20 protein-coding genes, 1 tRNA gene and 1 pseudogene are annotated in these 21113 nt (G+C 65.1%); 13 read left to right on the forward strand and 9 right to left on the reverse strand.

The annotated features are described in order from the left end of the window. Window positions 1-40: 40 nt before the first annotated feature. Window positions 41-502 carry an Lrp/AsnC family transcriptional regulator gene (locus AC5RVG_RS09435; protein ID WP_494013780.1) on the reverse strand — a complete coding sequence of 154 codons (462 nt, stop codon included), beginning with the start codon at window positions 500-502 and terminating at the stop codon, window positions 41-43. A 522-nt stretch (window positions 503-1024) separates the two neighbouring features. Between AC5RVG_RS09435 and AC5RVG_RS09440 the strand changes: the two genes are divergently transcribed. The 4 genes from AC5RVG_RS09440 (at window position 1025) to AC5RVG_RS09455 (ending at window position 4883) form a co-directional block, all read left to right on the forward strand. After that, complete coding sequence (locus AC5RVG_RS09440; protein ID WP_494013644.1) at window positions 1025-1399, forward strand: VOC family protein; 375 nt, start codon at window positions 1025-1027, stop codon at window positions 1397-1399. 112 nt (window positions 1400-1511) lie between these two features. Then, window positions 1512-1584: transfer RNA gene (locus AC5RVG_RS09445), tRNA-Ala, on the forward strand. A gap of 321 nt (window positions 1585-1905) precedes the next feature. Further along, window positions 1906-3096, forward strand: coding sequence for an NAD(P)/FAD-dependent oxidoreductase (locus AC5RVG_RS09450; protein ID WP_494013645.1), 1191 nt, complete (start codon window positions 1906-1908; stop codon window positions 3094-3096). Between the two features lie 236 nt (window positions 3097-3332). Then, window positions 3333-4883 carry an alpha/beta hydrolase family protein gene (locus tag AC5RVG_RS09455; RefSeq protein ID WP_494013646.1) on the forward strand — a complete coding sequence of 517 codons (1551 nt, stop codon included), beginning with the start codon at window positions 3333-3335 and terminating at the stop codon, window positions 4881-4883. 78 nt (window positions 4884-4961) lie between these two features. Here AC5RVG_RS09455 and AC5RVG_RS09460 read toward each other — a convergent pair. Further along, window positions 4962-5261, reverse strand: a pseudogene (locus AC5RVG_RS09460) (four-helix bundle copper-binding protein); the annotation flags it as partial. 185 nt (window positions 5262-5446) lie between these two features. On the opposite strand from AC5RVG_RS09460, the gene AC5RVG_RS09465 reads away from it, so the two are divergent. The 5 genes from AC5RVG_RS09465 (at window position 5447) to AC5RVG_RS09485 (ending at window position 10705) form a co-directional block, all read left to right on the forward strand. Further along, window positions 5447-5797, forward strand: a complete 351-nt coding sequence (locus AC5RVG_RS09465; RefSeq protein WP_494013647.1) for a heavy-metal-associated domain-containing protein — start codon at window positions 5447-5449, stop codon at window positions 5795-5797. A gap of 65 nt (window positions 5798-5862) precedes the next feature. Beyond that, window positions 5863-8040, forward strand: coding sequence for a heavy metal translocating P-type ATPase (locus AC5RVG_RS09470; protein ID WP_494013648.1), 2178 nt, complete (start codon window positions 5863-5865; stop codon window positions 8038-8040). Window positions 8041-8244: 204 nt separating this feature from the next. Next, complete coding sequence (locus AC5RVG_RS09475; protein ID WP_494013649.1) at window positions 8245-8610, forward strand: ArsR/SmtB family transcription factor; 366 nt, start codon at window positions 8245-8247, stop codon at window positions 8608-8610. After that, window positions 8607-9767, forward strand: coding sequence for a cation diffusion facilitator family transporter (locus tag AC5RVG_RS09480; RefSeq protein ID WP_494013650.1), 1161 nt, complete (start codon window positions 8607-8609; stop codon window positions 9765-9767). The genes AC5RVG_RS09475 and AC5RVG_RS09480 overlap by 4 nt, the downstream gene beginning before the upstream one ends. 23 nt (window positions 9768-9790) lie before the next feature. Further along, window positions 9791-10705: an alpha/beta hydrolase gene (locus AC5RVG_RS09485; RefSeq protein ID WP_494013651.1), complete on the forward strand. Its 915-nt coding sequence runs from the start codon at window positions 9791-9793 to the stop codon at window positions 10703-10705. A 22-nt stretch (window positions 10706-10727) separates the two neighbouring features. Here AC5RVG_RS09485 and AC5RVG_RS09490 read toward each other — a convergent pair whose 3' ends face one another. The 4 genes from AC5RVG_RS09490 to AC5RVG_RS09505 form a co-directional block, all read right to left on the reverse strand. Further along, window positions 10728-11777 carry an LLM class flavin-dependent oxidoreductase gene (locus AC5RVG_RS09490; protein WP_494013652.1) on the reverse strand — a complete coding sequence of 350 codons (1050 nt, stop codon included), beginning with the start codon at window positions 11775-11777 and terminating at the stop codon, window positions 10728-10730. A gap of 21 nt (window positions 11778-11798) precedes the next feature. Continuing rightward, complete coding sequence (gene nagA / locus AC5RVG_RS09495) at window positions 11799-13070, reverse strand: N-acetylglucosamine-6-phosphate deacetylase (RefSeq protein ID WP_494013653.1); 1272 nt, start codon at window positions 13068-13070, stop codon at window positions 11799-11801. Between the two features lie 14 nt (window positions 13071-13084). Continuing rightward, entirely contained in the window at window positions 13085-13834 is a 750-nt protein-coding gene (locus tag AC5RVG_RS09500; RefSeq protein WP_494013654.1) for a glucosamine-6-phosphate deaminase, read from the reverse strand. Between the two features lie 249 nt (window positions 13835-14083). Next, the gene (locus tag AC5RVG_RS09505; RefSeq protein WP_494013655.1) at window positions 14084-15181 is read right to left on the reverse strand and encodes a DNA alkylation repair protein; all 1098 of its coding nucleotides are present in this window, start codon (window positions 15179-15181) and stop codon (window positions 14084-14086) included. 166 nt (window positions 15182-15347) lie between these two features. On the opposite strand from AC5RVG_RS09505, the gene AC5RVG_RS09510 reads away from it, so the two are divergent. The 3 genes from AC5RVG_RS09510 to AC5RVG_RS09520 all read left to right on the forward strand — a co-directional run bounded on the left by AC5RVG_RS09510 (window position 15348) and on the right by AC5RVG_RS09520 (window position 17175). Then, a complete protein-coding gene (locus AC5RVG_RS09510; RefSeq protein ID WP_494013656.1) occupies window positions 15348-16070 on the forward strand; it encodes an alpha/beta fold hydrolase in 723 nt (240 codons plus the stop codon). After that, a complete protein-coding gene (locus tag AC5RVG_RS09515; RefSeq protein WP_494000946.1) occupies window positions 16067-16597 on the forward strand; it encodes a YbaK/EbsC family protein in 531 nt (176 codons plus the stop codon). Before AC5RVG_RS09510 ends, AC5RVG_RS09515 begins: the two co-directional genes overlap by 4 nt. Before the next feature lie 71 nt (window positions 16598-16668). Continuing rightward, complete coding sequence (locus AC5RVG_RS09520; protein ID WP_494000945.1) at window positions 16669-17175, forward strand: ferritin; 507 nt, start codon at window positions 16669-16671, stop codon at window positions 17173-17175. A gap of 238 nt (window positions 17176-17413) precedes the next feature. Here AC5RVG_RS09520 and AC5RVG_RS09525 read toward each other — a convergent pair whose 3' ends face one another. The 3 genes from AC5RVG_RS09525 to AC5RVG_RS09535 are packed head-to-tail and all read right to left on the reverse strand — an operon-like array spanning window position 17414 to window position 20180. After that, entirely contained in the window at window positions 17414-18403 is a 990-nt protein-coding gene (locus tag AC5RVG_RS09525) for a substrate-binding domain-containing protein (RefSeq protein ID WP_494013657.1), read from the reverse strand. A gap of 11 nt (window positions 18404-18414) precedes the next feature. Further along, window positions 18415-19398: an ABC transporter substrate-binding protein gene (locus AC5RVG_RS09530; RefSeq protein ID WP_494013658.1), complete on the reverse strand. Its 984-nt coding sequence runs from the start codon at window positions 19396-19398 to the stop codon at window positions 18415-18417. Window positions 19399-19436: 38 nt separating this feature from the next. Next, entirely contained in the window at window positions 19437-20180 is a 744-nt protein-coding gene (locus AC5RVG_RS09535) for a class II aldolase/adducin family protein (RefSeq protein ID WP_494013659.1), read from the reverse strand. A 254-nt stretch (window positions 20181-20434) separates the two neighbouring features. On the opposite strand from AC5RVG_RS09535, the gene AC5RVG_RS09540 reads away from it, so the two are divergent. Beyond that, window positions 20435-21067 (forward strand): PadR family transcriptional regulator, encoded by a 633-nt coding sequence (locus tag AC5RVG_RS09540; RefSeq protein ID WP_494013660.1) that lies wholly within the window; start codon window positions 20435-20437, stop codon window positions 21065-21067. Window positions 21068-21113: the final 46 nt, after the last annotated feature.

Genomic DNA, 21113 nt, shown 5'->3' on the forward strand with positions numbered 1-21113 from the left:
TTTTACACCGGCGCGGCGGTGCCGCTCTGGCTTCAGGCGATCAGTCCTGCTCCAACAGGCCCGTGGTGCGGTAGGGGATCACCTCGCGCAGGAACATCTGCGTGGAGGTGCGGGTGATGCCAGGGCAGAAGCGGATTTCTTCGCTTACCCGGTACAGATCGTCCGGGCTGCTGGCCACCACCCGGATCAGCAAGTCCGTATCGCCCGCAGGGGCGTGGCACTCCAGCACTTCCGGAATCGTCCGGAGCGCTTCCACCGCATCGTTGAGCTTGCTCTGATCCAGTTCCGCACTCACCATCGCCATCACCCCGCGGTTCAAGGCTTCCGGCAGCACTCGGGCCGAGTGCGTGCGCAGGCAACCCGAGGCCGCCAGGCGCTCCAGCCGCGAGTGGATCGTGCCCCGGGCCAAGCCGAGCCGCTGGGCCAGCATCATCACCGGAATGCGCGGGTCCTCATCCAGCGCCAGCAGGATCCGCCGGTCCGTCGCATCGAGTTGCTGCAAAATGACCACTTCCTGTCGAATGCCGTACTCCTGCTTGAACAGTCTGATCAATTGTAAGCCGAGCGCTTGCACGAATTGTCGGAAAGGTGCTCTGATACCTATCAGATCGGGCGAAGCCACAAGCTGTTAGTCCGTTGAGGTACACAGTTCAGGCCCACGAAGCCGGAGCAGTGTTTGCGGGCCCGCGAAGCCCCGACCTTGTTGTTCACACAGCTGAAGACCCCTGCCAGTCCGGTTGCCGGACCGCCAGGGGTCTTGCTGTTTGCCACTCGCGCCTTACGCTGCCTTGACGACGCGGATCCCTCGGTTGGAGGAACGTCATGCTGGAGCGGAAAAAGCGGTCTCCTCATTCACTTGGCTGCGGAGCGTGGTGAACATGCGCCTTCCCCAAACTTTCCCGGCCTGCAACACTGTTGGGCAGGAACCTTCGCTGTGATGGATCGCCCCGGGCAGCGTCGACGGCCGGAACGTGGGGACAAGCCCTGCAAATTCACGGCCGGGTCAACCCGGGAAGGGGTAGCCATGAAGCTCACCAACAGCAAGGCATACAGCGGTATCGCCGTTCAGGATCTGCAGGAGGCGCAACGCTTTTACGGTGAGACTCTCGGCCTGAAAACGTCCGAGGAGTACGGGCTGATGTGGCTGCATCTGGCCGGCGGCCGGGACACGCTTGTCTATGAACAGCCTGACGCCGTTCCGGCGAGCTTCACGATCCTCAACTTTCAAGTGGAGGACATCGATGCCGCCGTGACAGGACTGGCCTCTCAGGGAGTCCGGTTCGAGCGTTATGAGGGTTTTGCCCAGGACGACAAGGGCATCTTCCGCGAAGAAGGCCCCTACATCGCATGGTTCAAGGACCCCTCCGGGAACGTACTGTCCGTTTTGCAGGAGAAGTAATAGTAGGAGCTCGACGCGGCCGGCACCTTAAAAAAGTCCAGATCATTTGGTGTGCACGCGGGGGGATGCGTTACCCTTACACACGTGTGATTGCGCGTGAACTCGCGCATTCGGGGCTTTAGCTCAGTTGGTAGAGCGTTTCGTTCGCAATGAAAAGGTCAGGGGTTCGATTCCCCTAAGCTCCACTGAAGATTCGGGATTTGTTTGGTCCCGGTTCCCAGACAAGACGCTTGCCACACGCGCCTTGGCAGCGATAAGCGCCTTGAGGCTAACGCTTTCTCTTGTCATGCCGCAGGATTAGGGCGCCAACGGACATCTCGGTTTTGGCAGCAGCATCCATCTCCCAGCCACACCCTGCGCGGACCGGTGGACTTGGAGATCGACGTTCGACGTTTCATGACCCGGTCCCTGCTCGCTCCAGCCCTTGACGGACGGCCCTGGGCGCTGTGGACTGGGCGGATGCGGCAGCGGCGGGGGCGCGGCCGCCAACGACGGAAGGCCGAAACATGGACAAGCACCATCAAATAGTGGTTGTCGGCGGCGGCAATGCGGGAATCTCGCTGGCCGCGCGGCTTCGCCGGTGGAAGGTCGAGGACATCGCAATCATCGAACCTCGGGATCAGCACTACTTCCAACCGCTGTTCTCCCATATAGGAGCCGGGGCTGCACGGATGGCCGAAGCGGTCCGACCCCAGGCAGATGTCATGCCGCAGGGGGTTGACTGGATCCGCGGGGAGGCGGCCGATGTGCGGCCGGAGGAGAACGTCGTCGTCCTGGCCGGAGGCGATCGTGTTGGCTACGAGCACTTGGTGGTCTGCCCGGGCCTGCAGTTGGACTGGGGCGATGTCCCGGGGCTGGCCGAGGCCATGGTTTCGCCGCACGGCTCGTCCAACTACGACGCCGCACTTGCCCCCAAGACATGGGACCTGGTGCGAGGGCTGCGCTCCGGCACGGCGGTATTCACCCAGCCGCCGGGGCCCGCAAAGTGCGCAGGCGCCGCCCAAAAAATTGCCTACATGGCCTGTGACTACTGGCGCCAACAGGGCGTGCTGAAGGACATCGACGTCCAAATGGTGGTCCCGACTCCTACCGTCTTCGGGATGCCGGAGGTGGACCGGGAGCTGCAGCGCAAGATCGACGAGTACGGAATCACGTTGAGGACCTCCACCACCGTCGCCTCGGTCGCCCCCGCGGCGCAGACACTGGTGCTGGACGGCGGGTCGGGGAACCGGGAGGTCCGGTACGACCTGCTGCACGCGGTTCCGCCACAGTCGGCGCCGAACTGGTTGAAGGCCACGTCGCTGCCGCAGAAAGGGAGCAGTGGCGGCTTCGTCGAGGTGGATCCGGAGACCCTGCGCCATCCGCGGTTTCCCAACGTCTGGTCCCTCGGCGACGCCGCCGGAACACGGAACTCCAAGTCCGGCGGGGCGCTCCGCAAACAGACCACGGTACTGGCGAAGAACCTCACCGCTGTTCTGGGCGGGCGCGCGCCTGACGCGCGTTACAACGGCTACTCAGTCTGCCCGTTCACGCTGAGCCGCCGCACCGCGTTCTTTGCTGAGTTCGACGACCAATATCGCCCCCAACCGAGCTACCCGGGCCTGAGGATGGCCAAGGAGCGGCGCTGGCAGTGGGTGATGGACCGGCGGATCCTCCCGCAGGTCTACTGGCATCTGATCCTGAAGGGACGGGCCTGAGTATCTCGCAGCGAGGCAGGATACAGGCGGCCGGACCGCTGCCGACAGGACGGAGCGGTTCTGGCCGGTATTTGCGAGCCAGCCTCGTTATGACGTTCGGATAGAGCGGTTCGATAGCGGCAACTGGCACGCTTTCCCGAGATTCCTTACGGATGAGCCCTTACGTCCGATTGCATCCCTTAGCACCCGTGCCCGCATTCGCGCAGTGCGGCAGCACTATGAACGGATCCAGTTTGATGAAGGCCCTCATCCGCGCGCTCCTGGGAGCAGTCCTCGGGACGACTATGCTCGCATCAGCCCTGGTTGTCAGCACTCCGGCCCAAGCCGCGGCACCGCGCAGCGCGACCTACCAGACCTACACCGCTCCAAACGGTGTCAGCAGCAAATACCACGTCTACGCCAACGGCATCGATACGAAGAAGCCGGTCGGCGTCCTATTCGTCTTCCACGGCGACTACTCCTACCCGGCGCAGTCCTATGTCCACCACCCCCATGGGTCCATCATGAAGAAGATGGCGGCCGAGGCCGCCAAGAAGAACATGATCATGGTTCCCGTCATCACCCCCGACAAGAAGGGCGGCATCACTTGGTGGGAGGACGCCGACCGCAACGGTGACTACTTCCGGGCCCTGGCCGGAACACTGATCGCCGGATACAAGCTCGATGCCCGCCGCATCTGGTTCCACGGCTACTCCGGCGGAGCCGAGTTCATCACCTATGAGCTCCTCACAGACCGCCAGGAGTGGATAAAGGGCGGCGGGGCCACCATCGTCGGCGGCGGCGGATACACGGGCATGGAGACAGCCGCTCCCGCGGCGGTGAAGAAGATGAAGCTGCACTGGATCTGCGGCAGCCGCGACGGACGCGGCGGCACCAGCCTGAAAACCTGGTCAGCCCTGGGCACAGCCAAGAGCGCGGAGAAAAAATACAAGAGCCTCGGGTTCATCAATACGAAGATGACCATCCTCCCGGGTGTCACGCACTACACCTATGACATGCCGAAGTTGATCGCCAACGACCTGAAGGCCATGCCGGCCGCCGTCGCCCCAGCCAAGGCCAACTCCGGCGATGTCGCAGCCGTGGACTCCGCAGGCAAGCTCTACCTATACCCCTCAGCCAAGGGGAGGGACTTGAACAAGCGCTCCTACGTTTCGGCCGGATGGGGAGCAGCGCGAGCGGTGGCGATCGCCGACTGGAACGGCGACGGCATCCAGGACCTGATCGCCAACTGGAAGGACGGCCGGCTCACCGTCGACTACGGGCAGAAGAACGGTGGCTTCAAACGCTCCACTGTGGGCACGAGCGGATGGCAGCACAACACCATCCTCGTCACCAGGTGGAGGACCGCCGACAAGTACCCGGGCATCATCGCCAAGAACCGTGACGGCAAGCTGTACTCCTACGCGAATCCCGCCGGCACAAAGCCCGAGCGGCGGAAGTTGCTGAGCTCCGGCAACTGGAAGGGCATGGACGTGATGGCTCTGGACTTCGACGCGGACCAGAAGATGGATCTGATCGCCCGCACCGCGGTCGGGCAGTTGAAGCTCTACCGTTCCAACGGCAAAGGTAACCTCATCAGCGAGACCCGGAAGGTGATCGCCAAGTCAGGTTGGAATGCCATGACGCACCTGTCCGCTGTCGAGGATCATGTGACCGCCGGTCAGTCCGGCATCCTCGCCCGCGACAGGAAAGGCAACCTGCACTTTTACCCGGTCTCCTCGAAGAAAATCCAACAGCGAATCACTGTAGGTGTAGGCGGCTGGAACGGCCTGAAGATCGGCTCCTAGCTGGGAGTGCGCCGGGCCCCGAGTCCCGGGCCGGCGGCAGGCGGCTGCCGCCTGCAGCGAGATAAGAGGTGGGCCGGCCTATTTGGAAGCGCCGCTTCCCAGCGAGGCCAAGAGTTCGTCACAGGCGCGTTCACACCGGCGGCAGGCCTCCGCACAGACTTTGCAGTGTTCGTGCATCTCCGCGTGCTGCCCGCATTCATCGGCGCAGGCCTTGCAGGCAGTCCGGCAGGCCTCCAGAAGTGCTTTGGTGATATTGGCGTCGTAGCCGGTGTGGCGCGAGAGGACGCGGCCGGTGGCTGCGCAGATGTCGGCGCAGTCCAGATTGGTGCGGATGCACTTGGTGAGGTCGGCAACCATGTCCTTCGAAAGGCACGTGTTACGCCGTCACCTTGACAGATACCCCCGGGGGGTATACCTTCAGTCTCACCGGAACAAGCGTCACGAGCCCGACAGGGCTTTAACGCAGTGAAGGTCCTCACCGGCTTCGGCGGCGGAGCGTCATTCCAAGGGTCTGGCGTTCCCACTTCCCGCAGCCAGCACCGATGATGTGTGAGGAGAACACCATGGCCGAGTCCCTAAACCGGGAACTGTCCCTGACCGCCAAGTCCGCCCAAGGATGCTCCTGCTGCGCCCCGACCGGCGTCTCGAAAGAACGGACCGCGCGCCGCGAGCCGGAGGCCTCCCCGAAGGTGTCGGCCGTTCAGGCAGAGTACCGGGTGGCCGGCATGACCTGCGGACACTGCGCCTCCAGCGTTACGGACGCGTTGGGCGCTCTCGACGACGTGAGGGACGTTCAGGTCGCCCTCGTTCCCGGCGGCATTTCCACCGTCACCCTTCTGGCTGTATCGCCCGTCAGCGACTCCGCCGTTCGGTCGGCCATCGCCGACGCCGGCTACGAGCTTATTGCCTCTTGAAGATCAGGTTTCCCGCGAAGGGCCGCCCCGCCTTTGAAGGCAGGGGCGCCCGCGAAAGAAGAGCCATGAAAAGCGAGCATTCGCAGCACCTCGACAATTCCGGCCAGCACACCCAAAGACCTGGCCCGGAGCACCGGCATCAGGGCCAGGGTCCGATGATGACCGACCATGAAACGCACGGGCAGGCCATGCCGGACGGACCCGCACATTCGGCGGTGGACGAAGAACATGCCGTCCATACGCATGGCCAGCACGCCGGGCACAGCACGGCCATGTTCAAGAACAAGTTCTGGCTGTCCCTGGTCCTTGCGGTCCCGGTGGTGTTCTTCAGCCCAATGTTTGCCATGCTCCTGGGGTACACCGTCCCGGGGTTCCCAGGGGCGGCGTGGGTCCCGCCGGTACTTGGCACCATTATTTTCTTCTATGGCGGCACCCCCTTCCTGAAGGGCGCAATGAAGGAACTGCGGTCCCGGCAGCCGGGCATGATGCTGCTGATTGGGATGGCCATCACGGTCGCCTTCGCCGCCTCTTGGATCACGACCCTCGGCATCGGCGGGTTCGACCTGGACTTTTGGTGGGAACTGGCCCTGCTGATCGTGATCATGCTGTTGGGCCACTGGATGGAAATGCGTGCCCTGGGCTCCGCGCAGGGAGCGCTCGACGCGCTGGCTGCCCTGCTGCCGGACGAGGCGGACGTGGTCAACAGCGATGGAAGTGTCCGAACCGTGCCGGTCGGGTCCCTCGCCACCGGCGATATCGTGCTGGTGCGCTCAGGTGCCCGCGTGCCCGCAGACGGGCAGATCATCGACGGCGGGGCCGAGTTCGACGAATCGATGATCACCGGGGAATCCAAAGCCGTCGGCCGGGCGACCAACGATACGGTGGTGGCCGGTACGGTCGCCACGGACAACTCGGTGCGGGTCCAAATCACTGCCGTTGGCTCCGACACGGCGCTGGCGGGCATCCAACGCCTCGTGGCCGAGGCCCAGGCATCGTCGTCCCGGGCGCAGGCCCTGGCCGATCGGGCTGCTGCCCTGCTGTTCTACTTCGCGCTGGTGGCCGGCATCATCACCTTTGGCGCCTGGCTGCTGCTCGGAAGTCCTGACGAGGCCGTCGTTCGCACGGTGACCGTTCTGGTCATCGCCTGCCCGCATGCGCTGGGCCTCGCGATCCCGCTGGTCATCGCTATCTCCACCGAACGCGCCGCCCGCTCTGGCGTGCTGATCAAGAACCGCATCGCCCTGGAGCGGATGCGCACCATCGACGTCGTCCTGTTCGACAAGACCGGCACGCTGACCGAAGGCGAACACGCGGTCACCACCGTCGCCGCAGTGGAGGGCGTGACTGAAGGCGAGCTGCTGGCCCTGGCTGCGGCCGCCGAATCCGATAGCGAACACCCCGTCGCCCGCGCGATCGTCCGGGCTGCCGCCGAACACGCCGAGGCGGCACGACTGGGTCTGACCGGCCGCAACTTCACCTCCAGCACTGGCCGGGGCGTGCGCGCCGTGGTGAACGGGGCCGACATCTCCGTGGGCGGGCCGAACATGCTCCGGGAGTTGAATCTGGCCGAGGCGGCGGACGTAGCCCAAGAAACTTCGGCCTGGATGGATCGGGGTGCCGGCGTGCTGCACGTGGTCCGCGACGGCAAGATTATCGGGGCGCTGGCCCTGGAAGACAAGGTCCGTCCCGAGTCTCGGGCGGCAGTCAGGGCTCTGCAGGAGCGTGGGCTCAAGGTCGCCATGATCACCGGGGACGCCCGCCAGGTCGCAAACTCCGTGGGCCGCGACCTGGGCATCGACGAGGTCTTCGCCGAGGTCCTGCCGCAGGACAAGGACAAGAAGGTCACCGAACTGCAGCAACGCGGCCTGAAAGTGGCGATGGTCGGCGACGGAGTCAACGACTCGCCCGCCCTGGCCCGCTCCGAAGTGGGCATCGCCATCGGAGCCGGCACCGACGTGGCGATGGAATCTGCCGGCGTCGTGTTGGCGGGCAACGACCCCCGGTCCGTGCTGTCGATGATCGATTTGTCCCGGGCCAGCTACCGCAAGATGATCCAGAACCTGATCTGGGCTACCGGCTACAACATCATCGCCGTGCCGCTGGCCGCGGGTGTGCTTGCCTTCGCCGGGGTCGCCATCTCCCCGGCCATCGCGGCGATCCTGATGTCCGTTTCCACTATCGTGGTCGCCCTCAACGCCCAGGTGCTGCGGCGGATTGACCTAAACCCGGAGCGAATACAGTAGCCAAAGCCTCTGCCTGCGCGGAAACGTGAAATAGGCCGAGCAGGAAGTGAAACAGGGTACCCGCAGGCCAAGGAACTGGCACGCACCATCATCGAGGACCAAAAAGGCGAAACCCAGGAAATGCAGGACCTGTTGGCCAGCCTTTGACAGCTCTCCCGGCGGTGACCCATTGCCGCCCGGGACGCCTTGTGCAATTATCTGCGTATGAATGCAGATAAGAAGGGTTGCAGGCTCGACGTAGACAGCCAGTATGTTGAGCTGGCCGTCGAGGTCTTTGCGATGCTGGCCGACGCCACCCGCGTGCGCATCATCCTGGCCCTGCGGGATACCGAGCTGCCGGTGAACGAACTGGCCGAGACGGTGGGAAAGTCGCCGGCCGCGGTATCGCAGCATCTCGCGAAATTGCGCCTGGGGCGCATCGTGGCGGCGCGGCAGGAGGGCACCAAAGTGTACTACCGGCTGGAGAACGAACATGCCCGGCAGTTGGTTGCCGATGCTGTTTTCCAGGCGGAGCACTCCCTCGGTGGTCTTCCGGCACATCACAGCGCCCCCCGGCCGCAGGCATCATGAGCGCGCATCCGCAGGCCGGACACTCTGCAGCCGGCGAGGCCGGAGAGGGCGGAGAGACCGCAGACGAGCACGGGCGCGACCACGGCGGTCACGGGCCCAGCGACGATGACCACGACCACGGCAACCACGGGCACGGCCACAGCCACGGCGAGCACCCGCACGGCCACGACCACGATCATCCGACGGGGCTGAAAGGGTTTTTTCACGGGCTTTTTGTCCCGCACAGCCACGACACCGCCAACTCCATCGACGATGCGCTGGAATCCAGTGCAAAGGGCATCCGCGCGGTAAAGCTGAGCCTCGCAGGGCTCGGCGCCACCGCCGTGCTGCAGCTGGTTGTCGTGGTGATCAGCGGCTCGGTCGCCCTGTTGGCCGACACGATCCATAATTTCTCCGATGCGCTGACCGCCATCCCGCTGTGGATCGCCTTCATTCTGGGGACGCGGCAGCCCACCCGCCGCTATACGTTTGGCTTTGGCCGGGCCGAGGACCTTGCCGGACTGTTCATCGTGGCCATGATCGCGCTTTCGGCCCTGGGTGCCGGCTGGGAGTCCATTGACCGGCTGCTGAACCCGCAGCCCCTGCACAACCTGGGTTGGGTCCTCGCGGCAGGGCTCGTCGGTTTTGCCGGCAACGAGTTGGTGGCCATCTACCGGATCAGGGTCGGGCGGAGCATCGGCTCGGCCGCCTTGGTGGCCGACGGCATCCACGCCCGCACCGACGGCTTCACGTCGCTGGCCGTGGTTCTGGGTGTCATTGGGGTCTGGCTCGGTTTCCCGCTGGCCGACCCCATCGTTGGCCTGGTCATCACCGCCGCGATCATTGTCCTGCTCTGGGGCACCGCCCGGGACATCGGCCGCCGCCTGCTCGACGGCGTGGAGCCTGAACTCGTCGACCGTGCCGAACAGATTCTGCTGGCCGAGAGCGAAGTCAAGGGACTGACGGAGGTGCGGCTTCGCTGGAATGGCCATCGGCTCAATGTTTCCGCCACGCTTGTGGTGAACCCTGCCATGACCGTCGACGGTTACCATCTTCTCCGGCGACGTCTGACCGCCGGACTCCGCGAGGCGCTTCCCGGAATCGGCTATTTGTCCCTGACGCCTACACCCGCCGAAGCCCTCCGCCCGGACCTGGGTTTGGCGGGCACGCGTAAATGAGCGTCGTCGGGAAGGATCAGGGCGTGGGTTTCACAGCGGCCGACCGTAGGTACGAGCCCTACGTTCGTCCAATCGATCCGTCGGTTGAACGGCGCGCAGAGACCTGGGCCTGGCGCGGGTGGGACGTACACGTGGAACACGTCGGGGCCCCTGAAGCGCCGGTGCGGATGCTTCTGGTGCACGGCGGGGGAGGGAACGCTGCGGCCATGTGGCCCTTTGCGGCGCATCTGTCGCAACTGGGAGCCCTCGTCACGCTCGTTGACCTTCCGGGCTATGGACGTACGCGTCCCCGCGGAAGCGCGCGCATTTCGTATCAGGATTGGCAGCGGCTTCTGGCGGACCTGGCGGCGCGCATCGCCGATCAGAGGCCGCTGCTGCTCCTGGGGGCCAGTATGGGCGGCATGCTGGCGCTGGATGCGGCTGCCTTGAGCGGCAGGGGCGACCGGGTGATCGTGACGTGCCTGCTCGACGGCACCGACCCCGGCGTTCGCTCGGCCCTCGTGCGTGCCCCGTGGATGGCCCGTCTCGCGGCGCCCTTCTTCAAGGCCATCAGCGGGCCGCCTGAGCGGATGCCTTTTCCGCTGCGGTGGGTCGCTCCGATGCGGAAGATTTCCAACGACCCCGAACTATCCGCCCAGGTCCTGCGCGATTCGCGCGGCGGGGGAGGTTCCATGCCACTGAGCTGGTTCCGGTCGTTCCTGGAGGCCGGCCCGGCAGTGCCGCCGGAGTCATACGGCGGACCGCCCGTCCTGCTGGTCCATCCGGGCGAGGATCGGTGGACCCCCACAGGGATCAGCAGCCGGTTCCTGAGCCGGCTTGCCGGGAACCATCGACTGGTTGAGCTCGAGGGATGCGGACATTTTCCAGTGGAAGAACCGGGGTTCCAGAAGTTCCTCGACGTCGTCCGCGTGGAAGTCGAAACCGTGTCCGGGGCCTGACCCGCACCCGCCGCCAAGTAGTTCAACTGAGTTGACGCCGGAGGCCCAACAGCGCGGCAAGCCGCCGGTCGGTGTCGGCCAGCGCGGTCGTGTCGAAGGTGTTGGTGGTGACCATGAGCTCGTCGGCACCGGTCACCTCCAGCAAGCGTCCGAGCCGCCGGCCCACCTGGTCGGCGGTTCCGTGCACCGAGGCGGCCAGAGACTCGGCCACCAGGCGCTCCTGCCGGGAGGTCATCGGAGCTGACCGGACGGAGTCGGCGGGCGCCAGCGGCGGGAACTCCCCGCGCGTGCGGGACTGCGCCATTGCCCACGCCTCCGGCAGCAGCAGGTCCCGCGCCTCGTCGGCGGTTTCGGCAACGGCCACGGTGGCGGAGGCGATCACGTACGGTTCGGGGCATGAGGCGGAGGGTCGAAAATTTTTCCGGTAGCGAGCCAGAACCCCGCGGGCCGGTTCCGGATTACTACCGGTAAAGGCAGGACCGCCCACCACGACGGCGAGGCCGGCCTGGGCGGCAATGTCCACCCCCTTGCCGGTGGCCAACACGAAAAGCGGCGTCGCACCGCCGTCGTACGGGCGGGCGGTGACGGCGGCGCTGCCGTCGAGATAGGCCATCAGTTCTGCCAGGTCCTCGCCGAAGCGGTCCGCGGCGCCCTTCTCCTGCCGCAGCGCCGAGCGTACCGCCGGCGTGAATCCGACGGAGCGTCCTATCCCGAGATCGATCCGGCCGGGAAAAAGTGCCTGCAGGGTGGCGGCCTGTTCGGCCACCACCAGCGGTTGGTGGTTGGGCAGCATCACTCCGCCGGAGCCGACGCGGATGCGTTCGGTCTGCGATGCCACCGCGGCCATCAGCACCGTCGGAGCCGAACCGGCGATCCCCGGCACACCGTGGTGCTCGGCCACCCAGAAGCGGTGGTAGCCCAACTGCTCGGCATGCCGGGCCCGGCGGATGGTGGCGCCCAGGGCCGCGGACGCCGAGGTGCCCTCACGGGCGTTGGCGCGGTCCAGGATGGAGACCGGAAGGGAGGCAGGCTGCATACCAGTCACAACGTGGCCGGCAGGCTGGTATTCCATCCCCGCCCGGTCCTGCCGCGCTCAGTAACGGCCCAGCCACCGGCCCCGGCGCATGACGCCGGTGACCGCCAGCGCCTCATCGATGATCACGAGGTCGGCCAGCCTGCCGTGAGCGAGGGTGCCGACGCTGCCGGCCAGGCCGATGGTCCGGGCCGGGACCACGGTGGCCGACCGGAGGGCCTTGTCGAAGGGCACTCCGGCCTCGACGGCGTTCCGCAACACGTCCATCATGCCGGCGGTGCCTCCGGCGATGGCTCCGGAGGCCAGGCGGGCCACTCCCGAGTGCACCCGCACCTCCGCCGGTCCCAGGGAGTAGACGCCGTCCGATAGTCCGGCGGCCGCCATCGAATCGGTGACCAAGGCGATGTTGTCCGCGCCCAGCAGCTCGAACATGGTCACGACGAGGTCGGGGTGCAGGTGAATATTGTCCGCGATGAGCTCCACGACGGCATCGCCGGCCCGGGCGGCCCGGAGGCACGCGACCACGGCGCCGGGGGAGCGGTGGTGCAGCGGCTCCATTCCGTTGAACAGGTGCGTCACCGTGGGCACCGCCGGCCCCTCGACAGGCCGCCGGGCGAGGGCGATTTGTGCGTGGCGCAGGGAGCCGGCCGCGACCGCGGTCTGCGCCGCCGTGTGTCCCAGCGAGGGCACCACGCCGTGGCCGGCGAGCAGTTCCACGAGTTCGTCGGCGCTGGGCAGCTCCGGCGCGTACGTCATGGTGCGCAGGAAGCCGCGGCCGCCGGCGAGCAGCTCCCGTGCCAGGCCGAGGTCCGGTTCGAGCAGCCAGCGCGGGTCTTGGGCGCCGCAGCGTGCAGGTGACAGGAACGGCCCCTCCATGTGGATGCCGGCTATCTCGCCGTCGGCGGCGATCCGCGCGAGGACGTCGAGTCCGCCGAGCAGATCCCGGGGCGGAGCGGTCACCAGGCTCGCCAGCAGGGTGGTGGTGCCAGCAGCATGGATGCCGGCCGCCGCGCGTCGCGCGTCCGCTTCGGTGGCGGTGGTGAAATCGACGCCGAAGGCACCGTGGCAGTGCAGGTCGACCAGTCCGGGGATCACCCTCTGGCCGGCGGGGACGTCGACGGCGGTGTCGTCCTCGCCTGGCGGCAGGGTCTCCGCCGGGCCGACGTAGCTGATCTCCGCGCCGGACACCGCAACGGCTCCGTCCCGCAGTTCAACCTCCCCGGTGTGGATTCTGCCCCTGAGGATTATCCTGCCGCCCGGCAGCGGCGCCCGTTCCAATTCGCGGAATGCGGCCGGGGAGCCGTTGGTGCTGCCGGCGCCGTGGCGTGTCATGGCGGAATCGAGGCCTATCCGGCGGAAAACCGGGAGCCCGCCTCGACATCGGTGAGGACGGTGACGTCCGGGTGCAGCTGCAGCACCGAGGCCGGGCAGTCGGGGTCGACGGGCCCGGTCAGCGCGCGGTGAAGGATGTCGGCCTTGTCCCGGCCCTGCACCAACAACAGCAGCCGCCTGGCATCCAGGATGGTGCCCAGGCCCTGCGTGATGCAGCGGGTGGGGACGTCGTCGAGCGACGGGAAGAACCGGGCATTGGCCCGGCGCGTCGTCATCGTCAGCTCCTCGACCCGGGTCCGGGAATCCAGGGCCGAGCCGGGCTCGTTGAAGGCCAGGTGGCCGTTGTGGCCGATGCCCAGGATCTGCAGGTCGATTCCGCCCGCCGACGCGATGGCCGCTTCATAGTCCGCCGCGGCCCGGTCCACGTCGGCCCGGTCGGCGTCCGGCAGCAGGACCGACGCCCGGTCGAGCCCCAGCGGCCGGATCACTTCCCGGTCGATCACCTGCGCGTAGCTCTCCGGGTGCCCGGCCGGAAGTCCCACGTATTCGTCCAGCGCGAACCAGCGGACCCCGGACAGATTCAGGCGGCGCCGCGCCAAGGACTGATACAGCGGCAGCGGCGACGACCCGGTGGCCAGCCCGATGACGGGACGGGGCAGCTCGTCGAGGAGGCCGGCAACGATGTCGGCGGCCAGCGCGCCGATGTCTTCAGCGTCGTGGTGCGAAACCTGGAGCTTGCGTTCCTGCTCGGCCAACGGGGTCATAGGAGTCCTGTCTGTCGGATGAGTCCGCCTGGACGGATGCGCGCCGCGCTGCACGTGCTTTGCGGCAAGGGCAAGTCAAACTTCATGCGCTTTTCCTTGTGGGACGGGTCGGAGCCTCCGGGTGTGCCGTCAGGGCCTGCACCCCGGAGAAACGTTGGAGCAAGATTACCGGATGCCACCGGCCCAAGCCGGTAGATGCGGGCGCACCATGCCGAGAGCGAATTCCAACGTGTGCGCACGGCGCATGTGTCAGAGCACGACGTCGAAGCCCGCCTTGGGCGACAGCGTTCCGTTGGCCTGAACTTGGACGAGGTGCCGGCCGGGGTAATGCACGCGCGTGGTCATCTGGCGGAAGGCGTGGGCTTTGCGGAACTGCCGGGCCTCGCCCGCGGCGAGGTCGGCCACCGCCAGCTTGAAGACCTTCGGAGCCAGCGAACCGTTGGCCTTGACGTAGTGGACCACATAGTCCACCGCCACCCGGGCCGGGGCGTCCGCTTCATTGCGGATCTCGACGGCGAAGCCGAGCTCCCCGGGCAGGTGGACAGTGTCCCGCTCGAGTTGCGGGACGGCCACCGAGAGGGCGTTGGAGGTGAAACCCAGCGCTGCGAGGGCACCGGGGTGGGCCTTCTTCACCAGGGTGCGCAGCCCGTGCCGTACCACCCGGGCGGTGTGGGCACCCGGTGCGGCGTTCCACCGGGCCGCGGTCGCCACCACGTCCTCCGGGGCGTGGCGCGAGACATCGTTCAGGTGGTTGGCTACCGAGCGGCGGACGGCGTCGCTCTCGTCCTGGAACAGCTCGTCGAGGATCGGCAAGGTGGATGCCGGCCGGTCGACGATGCCGGGTACCCGGACGGCCCACGGCAGGTACGGCCGTGTCCCTTCGCTGGCCAGCCGCCGCACCTGGTCATCCGGGTGGGCCGTCCAGTCCCGGATGATTCCCAGCGCCCGGTCCAGGTCCTGGATCAACAGCCGGCGGATGGCGAACTCGCTCGTCATCCGCGGAGTCAGTTCCGCGAGCAGTGCCATCGCGTCGTCGAAGGCCGGCTGGCTCCCGTCTTCCAAGGCGCGGGTCACGGCCGCCTCGCCTACCGGCCAGAGCATCCAGCCGGTGAAGGCGCCGTCGTCCAGCGCCGCGCGGATCACGGCGGCGGCCGGTTCGTAGCCGGTAGCCAGGTCGACGAGGAGCGCTTCCGCCAGCAAGTCGGCGCGGGCCCGCAGGGGCAGCGGCTCAAGCCGACCACCCGCTTCCCGAAGCGCCGGCCACGCAGATTGGTCGCCGGTTCCGGTCAGGCAAGTGCGTAGTTGTTCGACGGCAGCCGGCCCCAGCAGGTCGTTCATGATTCCCATGCGGTCCTCCGGGTCGGGCCAATAAGCTTTCCGAAGCCAGCCTATGGCTCTTCGGGCAGGTGGGCCCGCCGCCGTGCTCCACCGTGGCCCCCTCAGGGACCGTCGTTGTCCTGAATTCTGCCAGAAGGGTGTTCGGGGCCACGGTCGGGCACTAGAGTCACCTGACATGGACATCATCCTGGTACCCGGATTCTGGTTGGACGCGTCCTCGTGGGCGGAGGTGACCCCACCGTTGGTCTCGGCCGGGCACCGGGTACACCCGCTGACGCTGCCCGGGCTGGAAGCGCCGGATGCGCCGCGGTCGGGGATCGGACTGCGCGACCATATCGACGCGACCGTCAAGGCAGTGGACGGCTTGGACGGGCCGGTGGTCCTCGTGGGCCACTCCGGCGGCGGGGCCATCATCCACGGCGTGGTGGACCAGCGGCCGGACAGGATCGCCCGTGCCGTCTACGTGGACAGCGGCCCGCTGGGCGAAGGCGGCGTGATTAATGACGAGCTGCCCGCCGAAGGGGACGAGGTGCCGTTGCCGGACTGGAGCCTCTTCGAGGAGGAAGACCTGGTGGACCTCGACGAGGAGCTCCGCGCCGCGTTCCGTGCCCGGGCCATCCCGCAGCCAAGGGGCGTCGCCTCCGATCCGCAGCACCTCTTTGACGAGCGGCGTTTTAACGTGCCGGTCACGGTGATCACCTGCGAGTTCACGCCCGAACAGCTGCAGGGCTGGATCGACGCCGGCGCACTTCAGGTGGTTGAATTGGCCAGAATCCGGGACGTGGAGTACGTGCACCTGCCCACGGGGCACTGGCCTCAGTTCACCAAACCGGCCGAGCTCGGCGAAGCCATCCTGGCCGCCGTGACCAAGACCGTTGAGGCAACCGGGGCGCAGTGAGCACGGCCAAACTGCTGCCCGCCGTCGAGGCAGCGCTCGCCGGGAACGGGCTCGCTTACGAGGTCCTCGACTGCGACCCGGATCTGGCGGACACGGCGGCGTTTTGTGCGCATTACGGCTTCGCCCTGGAGCAGTCGGCCAACACCATCTTGGTGGCGTCGAAAAAGGTGGAACCGGCCAGGTACGCGGTGTGCGTGGTGCTGGGGACCGCCCGGCTGGATGTGAACAAGACGGTCCGCGAACTGATGGGCGTCAAGCGCGCGTCCTTCGCCGACGCGGAGACCACGCAGGCGGTGACCGGCATGGAGATTGGGGGAGTGACAGCCGTCGGGACCTCCGGCCACCCGATCTACATCGACGCGGCCGTGCTGGACCATGAACGCGTGGTGATGGGCGGCGGCAACCGCTCCAGCAAGCTGCTGCTCAAGCCGGAGGAGCTGGCCAAGCTGCCCCTCGCCGTCGTGATTGAAGGGCTGGCGAAGCCCGGCGTGCCGCTCAGCGCCACCGACAGTTCAGGGAACGGGTAGCAGAGGCTTCCCTAATCTTGGCTTGCCTTACCTTGCTGGCGGGGATACAGGCCGGCGCCTAATCTGGTGCCATGGGACTCACAGGAAAACTCGCAGAAGCGTTTAACGACCAGGTCACGCTGGAACTCCAGGCCTCCGTGGTCTACCGCCAGCTCGCCATCGAGATGGATGCCATCGACCTGCCCGGGATCGCCGGCTGGTTCCGCGCCCAGGCCGAGGAAGAGGTGGTCCACGCGAACAAGTTCATCGAGCACATGATGGACCGCGGCGCCCACCCCAAGATCCAGGCCATCACGGCTCCGACAATTTTCGCCGAGACTGTACTGCAGGCGTTCGAAGCCTCGCTGGCACACGAGAAGAAGGTCTCCGAGTCGATCCGCGACCTGTACCGGCTCGCCCAGCAGGAGGGCGACATCGACTCCATCCCGCTGCTCAACTGGTTCGTCGACGAGCAGTTGGAGGAAGAAGCCACGGTCGGTGAGATCATCGGCCGGGTCAAGCTGGTCAACGACGACGGGCCCGGCCTGCTGCGCCTGGACGAGCAGCTCGGTTCCCGCACCGGCGAAGCCAGCAGCTAGCAAAGCGACAGGCGGCGTCGGTGCCCAAGCGGGCGCCGACGCCGCCTGCTCGTGTCTGCCAGCTGCGCGCGTTCGCGTAGCCGGCGGATGAGCAGGTCCGGATGGATCTGCTGCCAGCCTTGTTCCAGTTCCTCGGACGGTTCCCACCCGTCCGACGGGTCCCTGGGCATGCCTCTCCCGTGCCGGTCGCGCCGCAGCGGGACGGTGCCCAACCTCTCCAGGGGGCCGGATTGCATTGTTAGATGACATAGGAGCTCGCCACGTTCTGAGCGAAAATTTCTGCCGGATCCCAAAGCTTTTTTGCCAGGCCCTGTGAATGGGAGTAGCGAAGAAAGGTTTCGAGCACTTTCCGGTTGGGTTCTATACCGTAGGTCCAATAGTCATCGCCCAAGACCCGTTGCGTTTCTTCCACGTGGTCTGAAAGCCACGGCAGCATGATCTTCAGTGAACTTCTGTACATCAAGTCAGCCCGTGCTATCTGAAGGGCTTCGTCGCATGCTTTCATCAGGGAAGCGGCAAGCCACGGGTGCCGGTCATAGAGCGACCGTTTCACCACCAGAACGTGCATGATGGGAAAAATCCCGGTCTCAATGAAGTACTGCTGTTCAACCGTTTTGTAATCGGGGAATAGCCGCCTAATGTGCTCGTGCTCATAGAATCCGGAGGGGACGTGCGCGGTGAAGAGAGCATCCAGTTCACCGTTGACGAGCATTTTCGACAGTGTCTGGTCAGGGCGGATCGGTTCCACGTTAACCCCAGGCGGCAGATCCAGTTCGAGCTTTTCTGCTCGGCCGGTGTTCTCCACCCCGCCTGAATAGAAAGCCATGTCTTCCGGGTTGATCCCGTATTTGTCTTGGAGCATCCCTCGCTGCCACACCCCGGCGGTGATCTGATATTCGGGGACGCCTACTCTCTTGCCCATGAGGTCAGCGGGCTCGTTGATGCCGGACCTGCTGTTAATAAACATCGTTTGGTGCCGGAAGTAGCGCGAGGGAAAGACGGGAAGGGCGATGTAGGGAGGATCGGGCTCGTTGAGGGTCAGGACATACGAGGACAGGCTCATCTCACTGGCATCGAATTCCTGGTACTTCAGTTGCCGGTAGAAGGTTTCCTCCACAGGTAGAGAAATGAAGTTGAGGTCGATACCTTCCGGTCGAATGCGGCCGTCCTCGATGGCCCGCAATCTGTCGTAGTTAACGGCTGCGAGGGAAAGACTTAGTTTCGTCACAGGTGTCCTTCCTACTGCGGGGGCAGCAGTTCGTCGAGATTAGGCTCCTTGGAGAGAGTGCCGTATTGCGTCGCTTTTTCACCCAGCTTCTGGGCGGCTTCGCGGTTGAACTCGGTTCTGAATACTGGCAGCACGATCCGGTCCAGGACTTCGGGGTCGATTTTGGTGTAGGAGCTCACGATGTCGCGGACCTCGTCGGGGTGCTCCTGGGAGTACTCAAGCGACTCGTTCATAGCCGTTTGGAAGCTGCTGACCAGTTCCGGATCACTTTCGATGAGTGCCTGGGAGGCAAAGACGCACGAGATATCGAGCTCGGGATGGAACTCCGAGAAGTTATACGACACCACCCGGGCACCGTGATCAAGCGCTTCCGTCAGGAAAGGGTCAAGAATCCAGGCCGCGTCTACCTGTTTGTTCTCCAGTACAGCGGGCGCTTCCGAAAAACCGACCTCCACGAAGTTGATGCTGGAGGGATCCCCGCCCGCGTCCTCGACGACCGAGCGGATTGTGGTGTCCCCGATATTTGCCAGCGTGTTCACTGACACCGTTTTCCCGGCGAGATCTGCGACTGTCTTAATGGGAGAGTCTTTGAGGACGACGACTGCGCCAAAATCGGGGTCGCCTGCGGTTGTGTTGGCATTTGCAATGCACTTGAGGTCCAGGCCACGGTCGGCGGCGAGCATAGTGGAAAGCAAGTTTCCACGGCCGAAATCAAAATCGCCCGAAACCACGCCGGGCACTACGGCCGCTCCACCTGCGGAAGTCTCGATTGTCAGGTCAATGCCCTGCTTTTCAAACAAGCCTTTTTCGGCGCCCAGGTATAGAGGGGCGGAGTCCACGATTGCCTGGGTTGCTATGACTACTTCCCTTGGTTCTCCGGCGGACGGATTGTCCGCTTGTTCGGGTTCCGCACCACCGCACCCCGAGAGGACGAGGCTGAGTAGTCCGGCGGCGGCGACAGCGATTGATGAGCGTCCCATTGTTTCTTCCTTCATGGATTTTTGCTTGGGCAGGATCGGGAGGGCAGAAGGAGTTAGCTGCCGCTCACCCGTGACTGAGCGCGTGCGCGCCACACACCCCATGCACGTTCAATTTGTGATGCCATGGTGATAACTGTTGCTACCCCCTCTTCAGCGGTCAGGCACGTGTAGGAACCCAGACGCATGGCTTCTGCTTGGGCCCTTGCGTTTATCTCTGTGTAGATGGCCCGGTACACGGCGATCTTCAGTGAATCGCCCACCGCGACGGATCCGTGTCCGCGCATTAGTGCTACCGAACCGGCACCAAGCACGTTCGCGAGGTCGGAGCCGGACCTTCCATCTCGGATCAGCAAATCGGAGCCGTCTCCAAGGGTCTGCCGGATCTCGAACACCGGCGTCTTCAGGGGCAGGAAGCCAGCCATATGCAACACCGGCTGCAGCGGCGTATCCACGACGCTGAAAGGGACAACCGCGGGAGAATGGCTGTGAACCACTGCCCGGACATCCGGGCGGGCGCGGTAGATTTCAGCGTGGATGTACCGCTCAAGGTAGGCCGGTCGGGAGTCTTTGGTGTTTCCGTCCAGGTCGAATTCCTGGATGTCCTCTTCGGTGACCATGCCAGGCGCGAGATTTCGTGACAGGTGGAACTTGTTGAAATCGTACGAAGCGCGTGCACTTACGTGTCCAAACGCGTCCAAAACGCCTTGGTCGAACAGTATGTGATTGGCGTCCACGAGGTCGGAAATCTCGGTCGATCTTTGCGATGCGGGCGTTGACGGGATCGCCTTGGAGTGCATGTTCGGATCCTTTGCTTCCGTGCCGGTTTTGCGGATGCCTGTGTTTGTGCTGGCTTGGCCTCGCTTGGTCTGGATGTAGTTTCACCAACTGGTGACCCGGCCCTGAGGATGTCGCCGGCCCTTCTGTCGTTTGACTGATGCTCGTCACGCTGGTGTTAGAAAGAATGGAACAGCCAATCCGTACATCTGTCAACACTTACATATGTATTTACTCAGTAGGATGGTGGGAAGTCCGCGGAGAAGGGAAGCCGGAGATGTCTTTGCGTCACGCGCTACTGGCGCTCATAGAATCGGGCCCGTTCACCGGCTACGACTTGACGCAGAAATTCGCTCGCAGCGTCGAGCACGTGTGGCGCGCCGGGCACACGCAGATCTATCCCGAGTTGAGGAAACTGGAAGTCGCAGGCTTGATTTCCGCCGAGGTCGTACAGCGTTCGAATAGCTCCCGTTCGACGAAGATCGCCTACCACCTGACTGATATAGGCAGAGCGGAGCTGAACCGGTGGGTTGAGGAGGTCGGCCCCCAGCCACCGCTTAGGGATCCGCAGTACCTCAAAGCGCTGTACCTGGAGTTCTCCACTCCCTCCAACGCGCGACGGCAGTTCGAAGCACACGCCGATCATTACCGACAGCTTCGCGATGGATACGTTGCGCATTTGGAAGATATAGAAAACGCCAGAACAGACCTCATGCGCCGCCGCCTTGCACGCTCCCCGGAAGGTGAGCATGCGGCCATTGTGGCTTTTAAGGCCCATGTCTACCGTGGCCTCATAGCCCGAGCGGAAGGCGAGATCGATTGGGCTGTGTCCGGCATTGCCCTTCTTACTGATCTGGCAGCCACTTCCTCCGATCCAAGCTACTGGACGACCCCGATCCACCCCGGCTAACCGCCATCGCTGATATCGGGTTTCCGGGTTGAGGCGCTGGTTACGC

The organism is Arthrobacter senegalensis (genome assembly GCF_059091765.1).

What these genes read in the sequence shown, in the direction of transcription:
- AC5RVG_RS09440 (WP_494013644.1), top strand. Translation starts at nt 1,025, where the DNA reads ATGAAGCTCACCAACAGCAAGGCATACAGCGGTATCGCCGTTCAGGAT.
- AC5RVG_RS09450 (WP_494013645.1), top strand. Translation starts at nt 1,906, where the DNA reads ATGGACAAGCACCATCAAATAGTGGTTGTCGGCGGCGGCAATGCGGGA.
- AC5RVG_RS09455 (WP_494013646.1), top strand. Translation starts at nt 3,333, where the DNA reads ATGAAGGCCCTCATCCGCGCGCTCCTGGGAGCAGTCCTCGGGACGACT.
- AC5RVG_RS09465 (WP_494013647.1), top strand. Translation starts at nt 5,447, where the DNA reads ATGGCCGAGTCCCTAAACCGGGAACTGTCCCTGACCGCCAAGTCCGCC.
- AC5RVG_RS09470 (WP_494013648.1), top strand. Translation starts at nt 5,863, where the DNA reads ATGAAAAGCGAGCATTCGCAGCACCTCGACAATTCCGGCCAGCACACC.
- AC5RVG_RS09475 (WP_494013649.1), top strand. Translation starts at nt 8,245, where the DNA reads ATGAATGCAGATAAGAAGGGTTGCAGGCTCGACGTAGACAGCCAGTAT.
- AC5RVG_RS09480 (WP_494013650.1), top strand. Translation starts at nt 8,607, where the DNA reads ATGAGCGCGCATCCGCAGGCCGGACACTCTGCAGCCGGCGAGGCCGGA.
- AC5RVG_RS09490 (WP_494013652.1), bottom strand. Translation starts at nt 11,777, where the DNA reads ATGGAATACCAGCCTGCCGGCCACGTTGTGACTGGTATGCAGCCTGCC.
- nagA (WP_494013653.1), bottom strand. Translation starts at nt 13,070, where the DNA reads ATGACACGCCACGGCGCCGGCAGCACCAACGGCTCCCCGGCCGCATTC.
- AC5RVG_RS09500 (WP_494013654.1), bottom strand. Translation starts at nt 13,834, where the DNA reads ATGACCCCGTTGGCCGAGCAGGAACGCAAGCTCCAGGTTTCGCACCAC.
- AC5RVG_RS09505 (WP_494013655.1), bottom strand. Translation starts at nt 15,181, where the DNA reads ATGGGAATCATGAACGACCTGCTGGGGCCGGCTGCCGTCGAACAACTA.
- AC5RVG_RS09510 (WP_494013656.1), top strand. Translation starts at nt 15,348, where the DNA reads ATGGACATCATCCTGGTACCCGGATTCTGGTTGGACGCGTCCTCGTGG.
- AC5RVG_RS09520 (WP_494000945.1), top strand. Translation starts at nt 16,669, where the DNA reads ATGGGACTCACAGGAAAACTCGCAGAAGCGTTTAACGACCAGGTCACG.
- AC5RVG_RS09530 (WP_494013658.1), bottom strand. Translation starts at nt 19,398, where the DNA reads ATGAAGGAAGAAACAATGGGACGCTCATCAATCGCTGTCGCCGCCGCC.
- AC5RVG_RS09535 (WP_494013659.1), bottom strand. Translation starts at nt 20,180, where the DNA reads ATGCACTCCAAGGCGATCCCGTCAACGCCCGCATCGCAAAGATCGACC.
- AC5RVG_RS09540 (WP_494013660.1), top strand. Translation starts at nt 20,435, where the DNA reads ATGTCTTTGCGTCACGCGCTACTGGCGCTCATAGAATCGGGCCCGTTC.